General features: G+C 67.0%; 13 protein-coding genes. 5 read left to right on the top strand and 8 right to left on the bottom strand.

Annotated elements, in window-relative coordinates; translation table 11 throughout:
• Positions 1-41: 41 nt before the first annotated feature.
• The 4 genes from phnE to ACTIEW_RS14390 form a co-directional block, all read right to left on the bottom strand.
• Positions 42-800, bottom strand: a complete 759-nt coding sequence (gene phnE / locus ACTIEW_RS14405; protein WP_439478619.1) for a phosphonate ABC transporter, permease protein PhnE — start codon at positions 798-800, stop codon at positions 42-44.
• 56 nt (positions 801-856) lie between these two features.
• Positions 857-1,852, bottom strand: a complete 996-nt coding sequence (phnD, locus tag ACTIEW_RS14400) for a phosphate/phosphite/phosphonate ABC transporter substrate-binding protein (protein ID WP_439478594.1) — start codon at positions 1,850-1,852, stop codon at positions 857-859.
• A complete protein-coding gene (phnC, locus tag ACTIEW_RS14395) occupies positions 1,849-2,658 on the bottom strand; it encodes a phosphonate ABC transporter ATP-binding protein (RefSeq protein WP_439478593.1) in 810 nt (269 codons plus the stop codon). Before phnC ends, phnD begins: the two co-directional genes overlap by 4 nt.
• A 108-nt stretch (positions 2,659-2,766) precedes the next feature.
• Complete coding sequence (locus ACTIEW_RS14390; RefSeq protein ID WP_439478592.1) at positions 2,767-3,996, bottom strand: DUF2254 domain-containing protein; 1,230 nt, start codon at positions 3,994-3,996, stop codon at positions 2,767-2,769.
• 225 nt (positions 3,997-4,221) lie between these two features.
• On the opposite strand from ACTIEW_RS14390, the gene ACTIEW_RS14385 reads away from it, so the two are divergent.
• From ACTIEW_RS14385 to ACTIEW_RS14365, 5 genes are all read left to right on the top strand, one after another.
• Positions 4,222-5,487 (top strand): type III PLP-dependent enzyme, encoded by a 1,266-nt coding sequence (locus ACTIEW_RS14385; RefSeq protein WP_439478591.1) that lies wholly within the window; start codon positions 4,222-4,224, stop codon positions 5,485-5,487.
• Between the two features lie 236 nt (positions 5,488-5,723).
• Positions 5,724-6,776 (top strand): 1,9-bis(guanidino)-5-aza-nonane synthase, encoded by a 1,053-nt coding sequence (locus ACTIEW_RS14380; protein WP_439478590.1) that lies wholly within the window; start codon positions 5,724-5,726, stop codon positions 6,774-6,776.
• A 107-nt stretch (positions 6,777-6,883) separates the two neighbouring features.
• On the top strand, positions 6,884-7,234 hold the full coding sequence (locus ACTIEW_RS14375) for a ribonuclease (RefSeq protein ID WP_439478589.1): 351 nt from the start codon (positions 6,884-6,886) through the stop codon (positions 7,232-7,234).
• A gap of 109 nt (positions 7,235-7,343) precedes the next feature.
• Positions 7,344-7,832 carry a hypothetical protein gene (locus tag ACTIEW_RS14370; protein WP_439478588.1) on the top strand — a complete coding sequence of 163 codons (489 nt, stop codon included), beginning with the start codon at positions 7,344-7,346 and terminating at the stop codon, positions 7,830-7,832.
• Complete coding sequence (locus ACTIEW_RS14365; RefSeq protein WP_439478587.1) at positions 7,829-8,596, top strand: PA-phosphatase; 768 nt, start codon at positions 7,829-7,831, stop codon at positions 8,594-8,596. Before ACTIEW_RS14370 ends, ACTIEW_RS14365 begins: the two co-directional genes overlap by 4 nt.
• On the opposite strand, the gene aguB is transcribed toward ACTIEW_RS14365, so the two are convergent.
• The 4 genes from aguB to msrA all read right to left on the bottom strand — a co-directional run bounded on the left by aguB (position 8,593) and on the right by msrA (position 14,214).
• Entirely contained in the window at positions 8,593-9,465 is an 873-nt protein-coding gene (gene aguB, locus ACTIEW_RS14360; protein WP_439478586.1) for an N-carbamoylputrescine amidase, read from the bottom strand. The genes ACTIEW_RS14365 and aguB overlap by 4 nt on opposite strands.
• On the bottom strand, positions 9,465-10,466 hold the full coding sequence (locus ACTIEW_RS14355; RefSeq protein ID WP_439478585.1) for an agmatine deiminase family protein: 1,002 nt from the start codon (positions 10,464-10,466) through the stop codon (positions 9,465-9,467). The genes aguB and ACTIEW_RS14355 overlap by 1 nt, the downstream gene beginning before the upstream one ends.
• Before the next feature lie 174 nt (positions 10,467-10,640).
• A complete protein-coding gene (locus ACTIEW_RS14350) occupies positions 10,641-13,331 on the bottom strand; it encodes a TonB-dependent receptor (protein ID WP_439478584.1) in 2,691 nt (896 codons plus the stop codon).
• Between the two features lie 259 nt (positions 13,332-13,590).
• Complete coding sequence (msrA, locus tag ACTIEW_RS14345; RefSeq protein WP_439478583.1) at positions 13,591-14,214, bottom strand: peptide-methionine (S)-S-oxide reductase MsrA; 624 nt, start codon at positions 14,212-14,214, stop codon at positions 13,591-13,593.
• Between the last annotated feature and the right edge of the window lie 140 nt (positions 14,215-14,354).

The following is a 14,354-nucleotide window of genomic DNA, read 5'->3' as shown; positions in this document are numbered from 1 at the left end:
TCGCGGGGGCGGGCTTTTCATGGCCGATTTGAAGTCGCTGGTTACAGCAGGCGCTTGCGCATGGCTTGAGACAGCATGTCGATCAGGGTGACGGCCACCACGACCACGACCACGATGGCCGAGACCGCACGGAAGTCGAAGGCGTTCATGCTGTCGAACAGCACTTGGCCGATGCCGCCGGCGCCGATCAGACCCAGCACCGTCGCCGAGCGGCTGTTCGACTCGAAGCGATAGAGGGCGAACGAGGTCCACAGGGGCGCGACCTGCGGAATCACGCCCCAGACGATCTCGTGAAGCTTGGTGGCTCCCGTCGCGCGCACGCCCTCGACCGGCCCTTTGTCGATCGACTCCACGGCCTCGGAAAACAGCTTGGCCAAAACCCCTGCGGTGTTGAGCGCGATGGCGAGCACGCCCGCCAGGGGCCCAAGACCCACGGCGACGACGAACAGCAGGCCGATGACCAGATCGGGGATCGAGCGCAGCAGGTTCATCAACCAGCGCACCGGCGTGACGACCCAGAACGGAGCGATGTTGCGCGCTGCGGCGAGTCCCATCGGAATGGCGGCGAAAACCGCGATGAAGGTGCCCCAGAGGGCGATCTGGACCGTCTCCCACATCTTGGAAACGAACAGCTTCCAGTCGGTGAAATCGGGTCGCAGCAGTTCGCGGGCGAAATTCTGGGTGTGCTCGTTGTTGCTGAACAGCTTGGTGACGTTGACCAGCTCGACCGGGCCGAAGCTGTAGACCAGCACGGCGCCGACCCCGCCCCAGATCAGGATGTCGAGCGCCCATGCCCCCATCGACTTGGTCGGGGGGTTGGGGATGGCCGTCGCGGCAGGTTTGGCGGCGACGTCGGTCAAGGCTGGACCTCGCGCAGGGCGCGCAGCCGCTGCAGTTCACGTTCCGCGGCGGCCACGCCCGCTGCGTCGCCCTTGTCACGGGCTTCGCTCAACTGCTGGTCGGCGATCATTTCCCGGATAGGGTTCAGATAACCGTCGTCGGCGGCGTTGAAACGCGAATACTCAAGCCCGGCCAGAACCTGGCGTTGGCGCTCGGCCTCGGCGCCCTCGCCCTGACCGTAGGTCAGGAAGAAGCTGCGGATCTTTTCCTTCAGCACGGGATCCAGGTCTTCGCGGACGAGGATGCCGCTCTCGGGGATCGGCGGCGACTGCCAGATTTCCTGAATCTGTGCGGCGACCTGCGGATTCTGTTTGCGCAGGAAGACGGTGTTGACGGTGTTCGAAGTCGCCACGTCCAGCTGGCCCGACGCGATGCCAAAGGCGTTCGACTGATGATTGGCGGAACGGACGTTCCTGAAACACTCGGCCGGCACGATGTTGCGCGGATTGAAGAGGAAGGCCATCGGGGCAAGCGTACCCGACGTCGACTGGGCGTCACCGATGCCGAAATTGAAACGTTTGCCGCAGGCCATGACCTGATCGAGCGTGATGCCCGAGCCCGCGCGCACGATCAGGGTCGAACGGTAGCTGTCCAGGCCCTCCTTGTTGACGGTGCGGGCGATGACTTCGGCGTCGGCGCGGTCGATGGCTTCCACGGCCGGCTTGGCCGAGAACCAGGCCACCTGGGTCTGGTTACCGCGCATGGCCTCGACAAGCACAGTGTAGTTCGAGCCGAAATAGGGTTTCACCTCGACGCCGATAGCCCTGGACATATCGTCCAGGAGGGGCTGCCACAGCGGACCCGCCGAAGCCTGACCCTCTGCCGACAGGATCGAGAAGGTGATTTCGGTCGGCACGGCGCCGGCCTTTTCGTCGCCGCCGCCGCACGAGGCGACGCCGAGCGCGAGCGCGGCGGAGAGGGCCAGCCGGCGGGTGAACAGGGGCAGGGTCATGCCTTGGTTTCCCAGAACGCGTCCTCGAACTCGGGACCGTAGATGTCGATCAGCTGCTTGGTGTCCAGGCCGGTCGCCGGACCGTCGTAGACGATCTGACCGGCCTTCAGGGCGATGACGCGGTCGCAATAGCGGATGGCGTAGTCGACCTGGTGCAGGGTGACGATGACGCCGAGGCCGTCGCGCTGGTTCAGCTCGACCAGCAGTTCCATCACCTTGCGGGCCGAGACGGGGTCCAGCGAGGCGACCGGCTCGTCGGCGACGATGGCGCGGGCCCCCTGGACCAGGGCGCGAGCGATGGCGCCGCGCTGCTGCTGGCCGCCCGACAGGGTGTTTGCGCGTTGGGCGGCGTATTCCGAAACGCCCACGCGGTGCAGGGCCGCCATGGCTGCGCGCTTGTCCTCCGACGGCCAGGCGCCGAGGAATCCCTTCCAGCCGGGGATACGGCCGAGCGCCCCCAGCATGACGTTGGAGAACAGCGACAGCCGGCCGACCAGATTGAATTGCTGGAAGATCATGCCCAGCTTCTGGCGCGCCCTGCGCGTGGCGGAGGTCAGGCGCCCGTTCTTCTGCACGACCTCGCCGAAGACGGTGATCGTTCCCTTGCCGGAATCAATCGTCTGAAGCCCGGTGATCGAGCGCAGGAGCGTTGACTTGCCTGACCCCGAAGGGCCGATAAGGGCGACCATTTCTCCGGCCCCGACCTCGACGGACACGCCGTTCAGGGCCTTTCGGGCGCCGAAAGTCTTGGACACGTCCCTGGCCGATACGACACTGGGCGCGACGGCGGCGGCGGCTGAGGTCATGGACACGCTGGAAGCGGTTGCAAGGGCGCGCCGCATCGCCTGATCAGGCCCGCGAGGCAAGTCTTAATGGCACGTCCGCGACGATTTCGTCCAGCATGACGGCAGGTCTCAAACCTTGACCGAACGGACCCGCTCCAAGTCCGCGGGGATCGGAAGGGCGCGTCGCGACCGCTCCACAAGCTCGCGCGCCATGCCCCGGGCCGGACCCTGCATGGGACCCGGCGTCGCCGCGAGCGAACGCAGCGCCTTGAGCAGCCGCATCGTCACCGGCACGTCGCCTGCGCCGTACCGGGCGATGGGGCCGAAGATGTCGTTCAGCAGATCGGCATCCGCCAGCGGCGCGGCCAGCACCCGATTGCATGGCGAAGAGTCCGCCTCGTCCTCCGCCGCGGGCTCCAGCCAGATGTCCAGCAGCCGGACGCCCGAACCGATGACCTGGACCGCTGTGCCGGGATCGTTGACGCCCGGCGACAGCGCCTTGGCGGCTATTTCGGCCAGAACGACCAAGCCGAAGCGCGGATCCTGGTCGTAGGAGCGGGAGTCTCCGAGCGCGAAAGCCGACCGGACCTCCGCCCGGTCCTTCTCATCGCACTGGGCGAGACCGATACGGGCCAGGGCCTCCCCCCGCCGCACGAAAGCGCCGGGAGAGGCCAGAATCTGGACCTGGCAGTCCAATTCCGCCGCCGCATCTTCAAGCCGGTCCGGGTCGATGTTCTGGACATAGCCGGTCTTGTCGCTGTGGATCAGGACCCCCGCCGACAGCGCACCCTGGCGTCCGCCGAGGAAGGGACGGCGCCTACGGGCCTTGAGGGCCTCGCAAGCGCGGCTCTCGACCAGTTCGATCATGTGACCGACCCGGGCGAGGCTGGACAGGCGGTTAATCCAGGCCAGCAGTCGGTAGGCGACGAGCGCCACCACTGCCAGGCTGACGAGGAACAGGATCGCGCGACCGCCGGCTCCGTAGTAGCTGGCGTTGATCGCCGTGACGGCGACGATGGAATAGAGGAACGCCCCGACAAAGGTGGCGAGGGACTTCTGGGTCTGTCCGTCGCTGGTCACGAGGGCGGCCACCCTCGGCGTCGCGCCTTGGGAGACGGCGGTGTAGGCAGTGACCATGGCGCCGACCGAGAAGGTCGCGACCGCCAGCAAGCTGGAGGCCAGAATGGTCAGGATCTGCTCGACCGACTCCCCGCCCAGCCGCTGGGCCATGGCGTCCGGCACCCAACGCGCCCCCACGGAGGCAAGCAAGGCGGCTCCGACGCCCAGAACGGCGTAGGTGGTGGCCCGGAACCACAACTCCCGGGTCAGCCGGAGCCAATAAAATCGCCAGCGGTTCATTCGTGCGCCCCTGCCGCCCTATGGCGGTCAATCATTCAACGCTCCGCCCCGGCCAAGGTTCGTCTCACCCGGCCAACCGCGCCCTGCCGGACCCCCTGGACACGAAATTACCGCTTTACATGACAGTCCGCTGACCCTACATCGCGGCTTCCGGCGGACCCCGTGGTCTGACACTATGCGCTGCTAACGCCGGCTGGGTTTAACAATTACAGGGGTTTACGTGAATTGCGCACGTATCCATTTCCCCTGGACCTGGTCCGCGAGCGGTCCCCTGAACGTCCCGTCGCACTCGTGCGACCGCGTTCGGTTTCCGTAGCGGCGCGCTGGTTCCAGGATAATCTAAAGGCCGACGTCTTCTATGCTGTGAAGGCCAATCCCTCGCGCTGGGTCATCGAGACCCTCGTGGAGGCTGGCGTCACCGGCTTTGACGTCGCCTCGCTGGCAGAGATCGAACTGGTCCGTTCGGTCAGCGCCGACGCGCGTCTGGTCTTCATGCATCCGGTCAAAAGCCGGGGCGCCATCACCCGCGCCTATTTCGATCACGGCGTCCGCACCTTCTCGCTGGACAGCCATGACGAGCTGGCCAAGATCCTCGACGCCACCGGCGGCGCCAAGGACCTGAACCTGCTGGTCCGGATGACGGTCTCGGCCGACGGCGCGGCCTATTCCCTGTCGGGCAAGTTCGGCGTCTCGCCGGACCAGGCTCCGTCCCTGCTGCTGGCCACCCGCCAGGCGGTTGTGGACGGTCTGATGGGCGTCTGCTTCCACGTTGGGTCGCAGTGCATGCGGCCGTCCGCCTATGAGGCCGCCATGGCCCAGGTCGGCCGCGCCATCACCCGGGCCGGCGTGTTCGTGGACATCGTCGACGTCGGCGGCGGCTTCCCCTCGGTCTATCCGGGCATGGTCCCGCCGGACATGCAGGAATACGCGGACGCCATCCATCGCGGCTTCAACGAGATGCCGGTGTCGGAAACGACCGAGCTGTGGTGCGAGCCCGGCCGGGCGCTGGTGGCCGAAAGCTCGTCGGTGCTGTGCCGCGTCGACCTGCGCAAGGGCGACGCCCTGTATCTGAACGATGGGTCCTACGGCTCGCTGTTCGACGCCACCCATTCGCGCTGGCCCTTCCCGACCAAGCTGGTCCGGGACGGCGCCTCCTCGAACGACCTGAAGCCGTTCCGCTTCTACGGCCCGACCTGCGACTCCATCGACCACATGCCGGGACCGTTCTGGCTGCCGGCCGATGTACAGGAAGGCGATTTTATCGAGATCGGCATGCTGGGCGCCTATGGCGTGGCCATGTCGACCGGCTTCAACGGCTATGGCGAACACGACATCGCCGGGGTCGAGGACGCCCCGATGGCTTCGCTCTATGGCCTCGCCCCGCGCTCCATCCCCACCGTGCGCACCACGGCGGAAGAGACCGCGCGCAAGGTGGTTCGCCTGTCCCGCCCCAAGGGCAAGGCCGGCCAGCGGAAGAAGCAGCGGCGCTGATCGCTACCCTCTCCCATTGGGAGAGGGATTGAGGCTCGCAGAGCGTAGCGATGCGCAAGCCGAAAGGGTGAGGGGTTAAGGCGCCAAGGCGTCGAACACCGGAACCCCTCATCCTCCCACTCGCTATCGCGAGCGGGCCCCTCCTTCTCCCTCTGGGAGAAGGGTCTTGCTGGTCGCTCCGTCCCAGCCAGACCCTCATCAACGACGGGCGCTCAAATCAAAGGGAAACCCTTGCAATGAACGCTCCCGTTCAGACCAACCAGAAGGCCCAGCTGCTCCAGACCACGGTCGAGCACGTCGACATCACCTCGTTCGACGCCCGCCCGATCATCGACAGCATGCGCAAGATGTCGTTCTCGAGCCGCGACACGGCCCGGGCGGCCGACATCTTCAACATGGCCATCGAGGACAAGGACTGCTCGCCGTGGCTGATCCTGGCCGGTTCGACCTCGGCCGGCGGCTGCATGCATGTGTACCGCGACATGGTGAAATTCGGCATGATCGACGCCGTGGTCGCCACCGGCGCCTCGATCGTCGACATGGATTTCTTCGAGGCTCTGGGCTTCAAACATTACCAGGCCGCGGGCGAGGTGGACGACAACATCCTGCGCGAAAACTACATCGACCGGATCTACGACACCTATATCGACGAGGAAGAGCTCCAGGCCTGCGACCATACCATTCTGGAGATCTGCAACGCGCTGGAGCCGCGCGGCTATTCCTCGCGCGAGTTCATCTGGGAGATGGGCAAATGGCTGAGCGAGGGCAACGCCAAAAAGGAAGGCTCGCTGATCCAGACCGCCTATGAAGAGGGCGTGCCGATCTTCTGCCCGGCCTTCGTCGACAGCTCGGCCGGCTTCGGCCTGGTCAAGCACCAGAAGGAGCGGATCGCGGCGGGCCAGCCCTATCTGATGATCGACGCGGTCGCGGACTTCCGCGAACTGACCGACATCAAGATCGCGGCGGGCGTGACCGGTCTGTTCATGGTCGGCGGCGGCGTGCCGAAGAACTTCGCCCAGGACACCGTCGTCTGCGCCGAAATCCTCGGCGTCGAGGCCGAGATGCACCGCTATGCGGTCCAGATCACGGTCGCCGACGTGCGCGACGGCGCCTGCTCGTCCTCGACGCTCAAGGAAGCCGCCTCGTGGGGCAAGGTCCAGACCACGCACGAGCAGATGGTCTTCGCCGAAGCCACCACGGTCGTGCCGCTGATCGGCTCTGACGCCTACCATCGCGGATCGTGGAAGAACCGCGACAAGCGCCGCTGGAACAAGCTGTTCGGCAAGTAGCACGCCTTACGGCGCACGAGACTGGGGCCGGGATCGCATCCCGGCCCTTTTTCGTATGCGGAACCCGGACAGGCTCGGTTCGCTTTGTCAGGCGAAGGAGCTTCTCCATGAGCGACACGCCGCAGACCGCCGACGCCCGCGAGGCCGAAGACATGGGCGAAAAGCCTGACCTGGGCCGGACCCCGGACGCCCTGACCGAGGCCCTGTCGGGCAGCGGCATGGGTTCGGACACCCGCGCAGGCAGCCTGCAGGGCGGTTCCGCGACGGGGTCCGAGATCGATCCCGATCAGGAAGCTATCGACGCCAAGCTGGCCAGCGAGGGCATGGCCCTTGCCGACCCGCAGCCGCAGGCGAAGGCCGATCCGGACCCGGTCAAGAACACCGGAGAGGATGCGACCGGCGCCGGGGGCGAACCCGTCGACGGCGGAGGGGGCGAGGCCGACGCCGCGACCGGGTGACGTCTGCGTCATCCGCGCCTTGGCGAAGGCGCGAACCCGCCTTGCCGCCGCCTCAGGCTTGGGCCACGGTGCGGCCACTCAACGACAGTCTTTTCAAGGACGATACGGGATGAAGCGCACGCTCGCGACGGCCGCAGTGATGGCGGCCATGGCCATGGCCGGTTGCAGCCAGGCCCCCGCGGATGAGGCCCGGGCCGCCGCTGAAGCCGTCGCCGCCGCGGACGCCGCGGCCCCCGCCGCCGCTGCACCGGCTGAATCCTCCGTCGTGGCGACCCACGCGGCCCCCGGAGCCCCGGCCTTCGCCGTCGTCTATCCGGGCGGCACGGCCCAGGGACCCGTCACCGTCGCGCGCGGTCCTGACGGACCCGGCGGCATCCTCAGCTTCACCACCGAGGCGACCCCGGACGCCGTGGTCGCCTTCTATCGCAAACGCGCCGAGGCGGCCGGCCTGGCCTCGGTCATGGCCATGAACACCGGCGAGGCTCGCGCCTATGGCGCTGCCGCCGAGGACGGCAGCGGCAAGCTGCTGCACGTCGTCGCCACGCCGGTCGAGAACGGCCCGACCAGCGTGCAGCTGGACTGGGCCAACGGCCGGTGAAACCGGCCGCCGTCCTGGCCGCCTGCCTCCTGGGCGGGTGCGCCGCCGGGGGCGCCCCTTCGGCCCTGATCTCGCCGCCCTCGGGCTACCTTGATGCAGCCGGCGTCCGGGCGGTCGGTGCGGAATTCACGCCCTATCCCATCCATCCGGAAGCAGAGCAGGCGGTATTCGACTCGGTCGAACCGGGCACGGACCGCTGGTGGTTGGCTATCGCCCACGCCGAACTGCGGCCGCCGGAGGCCGCCCAGCATTTCGACTGCATCCTGGGCACGCGGCTGGCGGAACAGCCACGCCTCGCCCTGAACAGACTGATGAACCGGCTGCTGATCGACTCAGCCAGCGTCACGAATGCCCTCGCTGAGCGCGCGCCACGACGCCGGCCGGTCGCCCAACGGCCCGACCTGCAGCCCTGCGTCCGGATGGACGAGGCCTCCCGCAACAGCCCGTCCTGGCCCGCGAGCGGCGCGGTCGCCGGGTCGGCCTATGGCGAGATGTTCGCCGCCCTGGCGCCCGATCAGGCGGCGGTGGCCAGACGACGGGGCATGGACATCGCCTTCAGCCGCGCCCTGTGCCGCGTGAACTGGCACGCCGACGTCACCGACGGCTTCCAGATCGGCCGGACCGTCTATGAGCGGGCGACCGCAGCACCCGATTTCGCCGCGGACCTTGAAGCCGCACGGGTCGAGGTCGCCGCCGCCCGGGCCGAGGGGGTGATCAATCCCGCCTGCGCAGCGGAACGGCGGGCCCTGAGACGGACCGGCTAACAGGCCGGACGGGGGCCGACCAGCGAGCCGTACAGATCCGTGCGCCGATCCCGGAAGAAGCCCCAGGCGGCGCGGTGGCGGTCGATGAAGTCGAGGTCGAAGGTGTGGACCAGCGCCCCCTCCTCGCTCCGTCCGAAGCTTTCGACCAGGTCGCCGCGATGATCGGCGATGAAGGATGAGCCGTAGAACACCTGCCCCGCCTCATTGACCTGTTCGTGGCCGATACGGTTGGCGCCGACAACCGGCACCACATTGGACACCGCATGGCCCTGCATGGCGCGGCGCCACGGCTCGGCGGTGTCCAGCTCCTTGTCGTGTGGTTCCGAGCCGATGGCGGTCGGGTACATCAGCACCTCGGCCCCCTGCAGCATCATCGACCGCGCGGTCTCGGGGTACCACTGGTCCCAGCAGATGCCGACGCCGATGCGGCCGTGGCGGGTGTTCCAGACCTTGAAACCTGTGTCGCCGGGCCGGAAATAGTATTTCTCCTGATAGCCGGGGCCGTCGGGGATGTGGCTCTTGCGATAGACGCCCAGGGCCGAGCCGTCGGCGTCCAGCATGACCATGGAGTTGAAATAGTGCGGCCCCTCGCGCTCGAAGATCGAGACAGGGATGGCGACGCCGAGCTCGGCCGCCACGGGCTGCAGCGCCGTCACGCAAGGGTGCTCACGCCACGGATGGGCGCCGGCGAACCAGCGCTCCTCCTGTGAGACGCAGAAATACGGACCCTGAAAGAGCTCGCTGGGGAGGATGACCTGCGCGCCCTTGCCGGCGGCCTCGCGGACCAGGGCGATGGTCTTGTCGATGTTGGCCTGCAGATCCTCGCCATAGGAGGTCTGGAGCGCGGCGACGGAGATCGTACGGGCCATCAGGCAGGCTCCTGCTGGGAGATGCAGTGGAAGGATCCGCCGCCCGAGAGGATGGCGATGGAGGACAAGGGGATGATCTCACGGTCCGGGAAGACCGTCTTCAGGCCCCGACACACCAGGTCGACGGCGCGCGCATTGCCGTAGTCCGGCACGATCACCGCGCCATTGGCGATGAGGAAATTCATGTGGCTGGCCGGGATAGGCCTGTCGTCCTCGTCGCCGATGAAGCCGGGCGACGGCAGGCGCAGCACTTTCAACGGCGCGCCGGTCGCATCCGTCATTTCTGACAGCGCCTTCGCAATCGCGTCATAGACCTCGTCATTCGGGTCACCCCGGCCCCAGGCGATGGGGCAGGCCACGACGCCCGGCGCGACGAAACGGGCGAGGTTGTCGACGTGGCCGTCGGTGTGGTCGTTCAACAGGCCGTCTCCGAGCCACAGCACCTTGCGCGCGGCCAGAGATTCCGTCAGCGCGGCCTCCGCCGCGGCCTCGGTCCAGCCGGGATTGCGGTTCGGGTTCAGCAGGCACTGACGGGTGGTGACGATCGTCCCCTGCCCGTCGTGATCCAGCGCCCCGCCTTCAAGAATGAAGTCGTGACGGTCCAGCGCCACACCGGAGGCCGCACCGATCTGGTCCGCGACCGTGTCGTCGTGTTCGAGTTCGTACTTCCCGCCCCAGCCGTTGAAGCGGAAGGCGGAGGCTGTATCCGAACCGGCGCCGAAGATCGGGCCCGTGTCGCGCAGCCAGATGTCCCCGAACCGCCCGTCGACGACCTCGACATTGGCGACCCCGGCGAAGCGAGCCCGGGCGTCGTCCAGAGCCTCGGCCCTGCCGATCAGCAGCCTGACCTGTTCGCGCCCCGGTCCGGCGAGGGCGCGGACCAGGGCCTCGACCTCGGCCTGGGCGGGCTCGAGATTTTCCTCCCACAGCTCGCCATGGCTGGGCCAGCCGACCCACATGGCGCGGTGCGGCGACCATTCGGCGGGGATGGGGTTGGTCATTGGAGCGGGAAGTCCTGAACGGCGGCGGGGCGACCGCGCCAGATAGACACGCCGGACCCCGACTTCAACTCATGCCGACTTCCGGGTTCGCCCGAGGCGCTGCGTGGCGGTCGAAAGAAAGGGGCGGTCCGTTGCCGGACCGCCCCTCCTTCAGTCTGTTTCGATCGCCTGGGTCTAGAACCGCATGCCGAGCGTGAGTTGGGCGGTGCGCGGCGAACCCAACGAGTAAGTCCGGGCCTGACCGCTCCGATTGGCGGTGCCAGCCGGTACGCGGGGATCGGTCGTCACCACGGTCGACAGGCCATTGCTGCCGGTCGAGATGTTGCCGAGGTAGTCCTCGTCGAACAGGTTGGTCACGTTCAGCCGGAGGAAGGCGCCACGGATGCCGAAGGTGTCGGTCAGGTCGTAGCGCACGTCCATGTCGGCCACCGTATAGGCCTCCGAGATTTCGTCGTTGACGTCCGTCGCGAACCGCTCGCCGACATATTTGGCCTGCAGGCCGACATGCACGTTCTCGGTCACATCCCAGTCGACCCGGGCCGCATAGGTCCAGTCGGGGGTCTCAACCAGCGTCTTGCCCGCGGTCTGCAGGACGAGCGGGATAGGCGTGGTGGCCGGCGAGACCGCGCAGGCCGGCGTGCTGCCTGGAACCTGGTTGGCGGTCGTGCAGTTGAAGTTGCCCAGGAACAGATTGTCCTGCAGCTCGCTCTCATTATACGACGCCGACAGATTGACGACGAAGCTGTCGGTGAAGGCGTAGCCCAGTTGGCCGTCGAAGCCCTGTTGCTCCACCGCGCCGACGTTGCGGTCGACGAAGAAGCCGAAGGTCGGCGACGACGGGTCGTTGTCCTGCGAGGCGACGATGCGGTTCTCGAACTCGACCTTCCAGAACGCCAGTTGGGCGATCAGGTCCTGGTTCCGGAAGCGGTAACCCAGGTCATAGGACTTGGTCGTCTCGGGCTGGACGGTCGAGAAGTCGATGGAGTTGTCCGTGACGTTACGAACCGGCTGGTACAGGTTGTCCGTCCGCGGCACCGACAGGCCTTCGGCATAGCTGAGGTAGACGCTGTGGCCTTCACCGAAGCGATAGACCGCGCCGACGTTCGGAAGCACGTCATTGTATTCGAGGGTGGTCTCGTACGGCGGAATGAACTGTGTCGTACCGGTGCTGGCGAAGGTGACGTTGCCGTTGGCCAGCGTCGCCGAGGGTGTCTCGGTGGTGCAGCGCACGTTTGAGGAACCGTTCTGCGAGAAACAGTTCTGGTCCAGATCGCGGGTGAAGTTGGGTGCGCGGACGCCGATGTTGATCGTCAGCGAGTCGTCGAAGAAGTCGCCGATATATTCGACGGCGAACTGTTGCAGTTCGGCGATCGAGAAACGGTCGCGTCCCCGCAGGAAGGAGCCGTCGCGTCCGATAATGCGGGCACCCTCGTCGCCCCAGACTTCCTGGCCGCCGAACACGTTGGGCGGCACGTTGGCGCCGTCCGTCCGGGTCCATTCGCCCGTCTGGCGGTGACGGCCGTAGTCCAGCGAATAGGCGGCGCGGACACGGTGGTCTTCGTTCAGGTCCCAGATCAGCGAGCTGGTCAGGCCGTAACGGTGGGTGTTGGTGTTGTTCGGCGTGTACAGGCCGACGTTGTCGCAGGTGTCGCCGTCGCCGTTCAGGTCAACGCCGGTGCGGTTCACGGCGACGGCGGCGCACTGAACCGGCGTCGTCACCGTGGCGTTGTTGGTGGTGTTCTGGTCGAGACGGTCGTCACGCTCACCGACGAGGGTGAAGCCGCCGCCGTTGGCGATGACATACTGGAACGACGGATCGAAGGTGAAGCGCAGGTTGTCGGTCAGGCCATAGCTGAACTGACCGCGGATGTTGCCCGTGTTCGACGGGTTGATCCGGATGCCGTGGTAGTTGGTGCAGCTGCCGGTCAGGATCGAACCATCGGAGAGGATGCGCGTCGAGCCGGTGCTCTCGTTCTGGACGGTGCCGTCCACGCCGCCGGGACGGAAGCAGGCCTGGTCATTCTCGAGGAAGGTTCCCGCGTTGAACTGGGCCTGGTTGATGAAGTTATTGTAGAAAGAGTTGCGGTTGACGTTCCAGTGACCGGCGAGGCTGGCGAAATCGCCGTCGCCCAGGTCCTGGTAGAGCTTGCCGTTGAACTGGGTTTTCTCCAGTTCGCCCGGACCCTTGAACTTGTCATAGTTGGTGTAGGAGAAGGCCCCATAGGCCGTGGTGCCCCAGGGACCGAATGCGCCGGTGTCGAAACGGATGAAGCCGCGGCGGTAGTTGTTCTCGCCGATCGAGGTGTTGATCTGCAGGCCGGCTTCTTCCAGCGGACGCGCCGAGCGGAAATTGATGGTGCCCCCGGTGGCCGAGGCCGTCGGGCTGTCGACGTCGGTGGTGCCCTGGTTGACCGAGGCGCGCTCGATCAGTTCGGAGTCCAGCTGTTGGTTGGTGTACACCGCGTAGTTGCCGGTGTCGTTCAGCGGCATGCCGTCGAAGGTCAGCGAGACGCGATTGCCGTCAAAGCCGCGCAGACGGATGTTGCCGCCCGAGTTGCCGTAGGGGTCGCTGTTCACGAAGTTCAGACCGGGAACCAGGTTCAGGGTCTGGAGGATTGTCTGGCCCGATGTCTGGGTCGCGATGAACTCCTGCGAGATGCTGGAGCGCGTCTTGGCGACCGTCTCGGCGACGATCACGCCCTCGATGCTCGCCTGGCCGCGCGTCCCGGTCACGATGACAGTGTCCAGCTCTGCGGCGCCCTCGGTTGCGACCGTGCCCGAGGATTGGGCCGAAGCGGCCCCGGCGACCAGAAGGCCGCTGAAGAGGGCGGTGGTCGCCCAGAGCGCACGTTTGCGGTTCGTCATGTTTGTTGATCCCCGATGAAGAAGAGCGCGTGCGCCCGGCAACCGGCGGCAGCCGGCTAATCTCCCGCCCCCTCTAGGCGTGCCATCGGAAAGTGGGACGACATTCGTGTGACAGTGATATGACAGTCGGGTCCGGTGGCGTCAGAGACACACCCGGGCCGGGCCGAAACTGTGGATGATTCCGTCCCCGCTCGCCTTGCCGGGGAGTGAGGAGCATTCCCTCCGGGCCCGGAACGATTTGGAGGGCCTCAGGCGTCGTCTATTCCCCCCAGACAACCCGCAAACGGGCGGATCGCCCGCAGAATCGGCTGTAGCCGGCATATCGCACCGGATTGAGCCGGGCGAAATCCTGATGCCAGGCCTCAGCCGGCCAGAACCGCGCCGCGTCGCGAACGGGCGTGACGAAGCGAGCGGCGCCTATCCGGGCCGCCGCTGCGCGGCGGGAGGCCTCTGCGGCCGGTTTCTGGGCCGGGCTGGCGAACACAGCCGTGGCATAGGACGCCCCCTGATCACAGAACTGGCCGTCAGGGTCGGTGGGATCGATGGTCCGCCAGAACCGGTCGACCAGCTGGCGATAACTGATGCGGGCCGGATCAAAGGTCACCTGGACCGCCTCGAGGTGGCCGGTGCCGCCGCGGACCACCTGATCATAGGTCGGATTGGCGGCCCGACCGCCGGCGAAACCGGACACTGCGGCGACCACGCCAGGCATTCCCTCGAAATTGGCTTCGACGGACCAGAAACAGCCGCCGGCGAAGACCGCGACCTCGCGCCGGCCGCTGTCCCGCGCCTGCGGGCCGGAAGGGGCGCTTTCAGCCGGGGCGCCCGGCGAGCAGGCGGCGAGGGCGAGGATCACGAGACTGCAAACGGCGCGGCGCGACATTGGGGCGGGATCTCCGGCGGCGCGACGGGCCCGCGCCATGGCCGATGTACGATCGTCGCGCCCCCGCGGTTTCAGATCAAGCGCCCAAAGCAAAACCGCCGCCCCCCTTTCGGGAGGCGGCGGCTCTGTGTTGCTGGCCT

Origin of the sequence: Brevundimonas sp. (assembly GCF_051860745.1) — a bacterium.
Classification (GTDB): Bacteria; Pseudomonadota; Alphaproteobacteria; order Caulobacterales; family Caulobacteraceae; genus Brevundimonas.
The sequence above is the reverse complement of the archived record's forward strand: the minus strand, read 5'-3'. Positions and strand labels throughout refer to the sequence as shown.

Coding starts and splice junctions, on each gene's coding strand:
- phnE (WP_439478619.1), bottom strand. CDS start 800: ATGGGGGCATGGGCGCTCGACATCCTGATCTGGGGCGGGGTCGGCGCC.
- phnD (WP_439478594.1), bottom strand. CDS start 1,852: ATGACCCTGCCCCTGTTCACCCGCCGGCTGGCCCTCTCCGCCGCGCTC.
- phnC (WP_439478593.1), bottom strand. CDS start 2,658: ATGACCTCAGCCGCCGCCGCCGTCGCGCCCAGTGTCGTATCGGCCAGG.
- ACTIEW_RS14390 (WP_439478592.1), bottom strand. CDS start 3,996: ATGAACCGCTGGCGATTTTATTGGCTCCGGCTGACCCGGGAGTTGTGG.
- ACTIEW_RS14380 (WP_439478590.1), top strand. CDS start 5,724: ATGAACGCTCCCGTTCAGACCAACCAGAAGGCCCAGCTGCTCCAGACC.
- ACTIEW_RS14375 (WP_439478589.1), top strand. CDS start 6,884: ATGAGCGACACGCCGCAGACCGCCGACGCCCGCGAGGCCGAAGACATG.
- ACTIEW_RS14370 (WP_439478588.1), top strand. CDS start 7,344: ATGAAGCGCACGCTCGCGACGGCCGCAGTGATGGCGGCCATGGCCATG.
- aguB (WP_439478586.1), bottom strand. CDS start 9,465: ATGGCCCGTACGATCTCCGTCGCCGCGCTCCAGACCTCCTATGGCGAG.
- ACTIEW_RS14355 (WP_439478585.1), bottom strand. CDS start 10,466: ATGACCAACCCCATCCCCGCCGAATGGTCGCCGCACCGCGCCATGTGG.
- ACTIEW_RS14350 (WP_439478584.1), bottom strand. CDS start 13,331: ATGACGAACCGCAAACGTGCGCTCTGGGCGACCACCGCCCTCTTCAGC.
- msrA (WP_439478583.1), bottom strand. CDS start 14,214: ATGTCGCGCCGCGCCGTTTGCAGTCTCGTGATCCTCGCCCTCGCCGCC.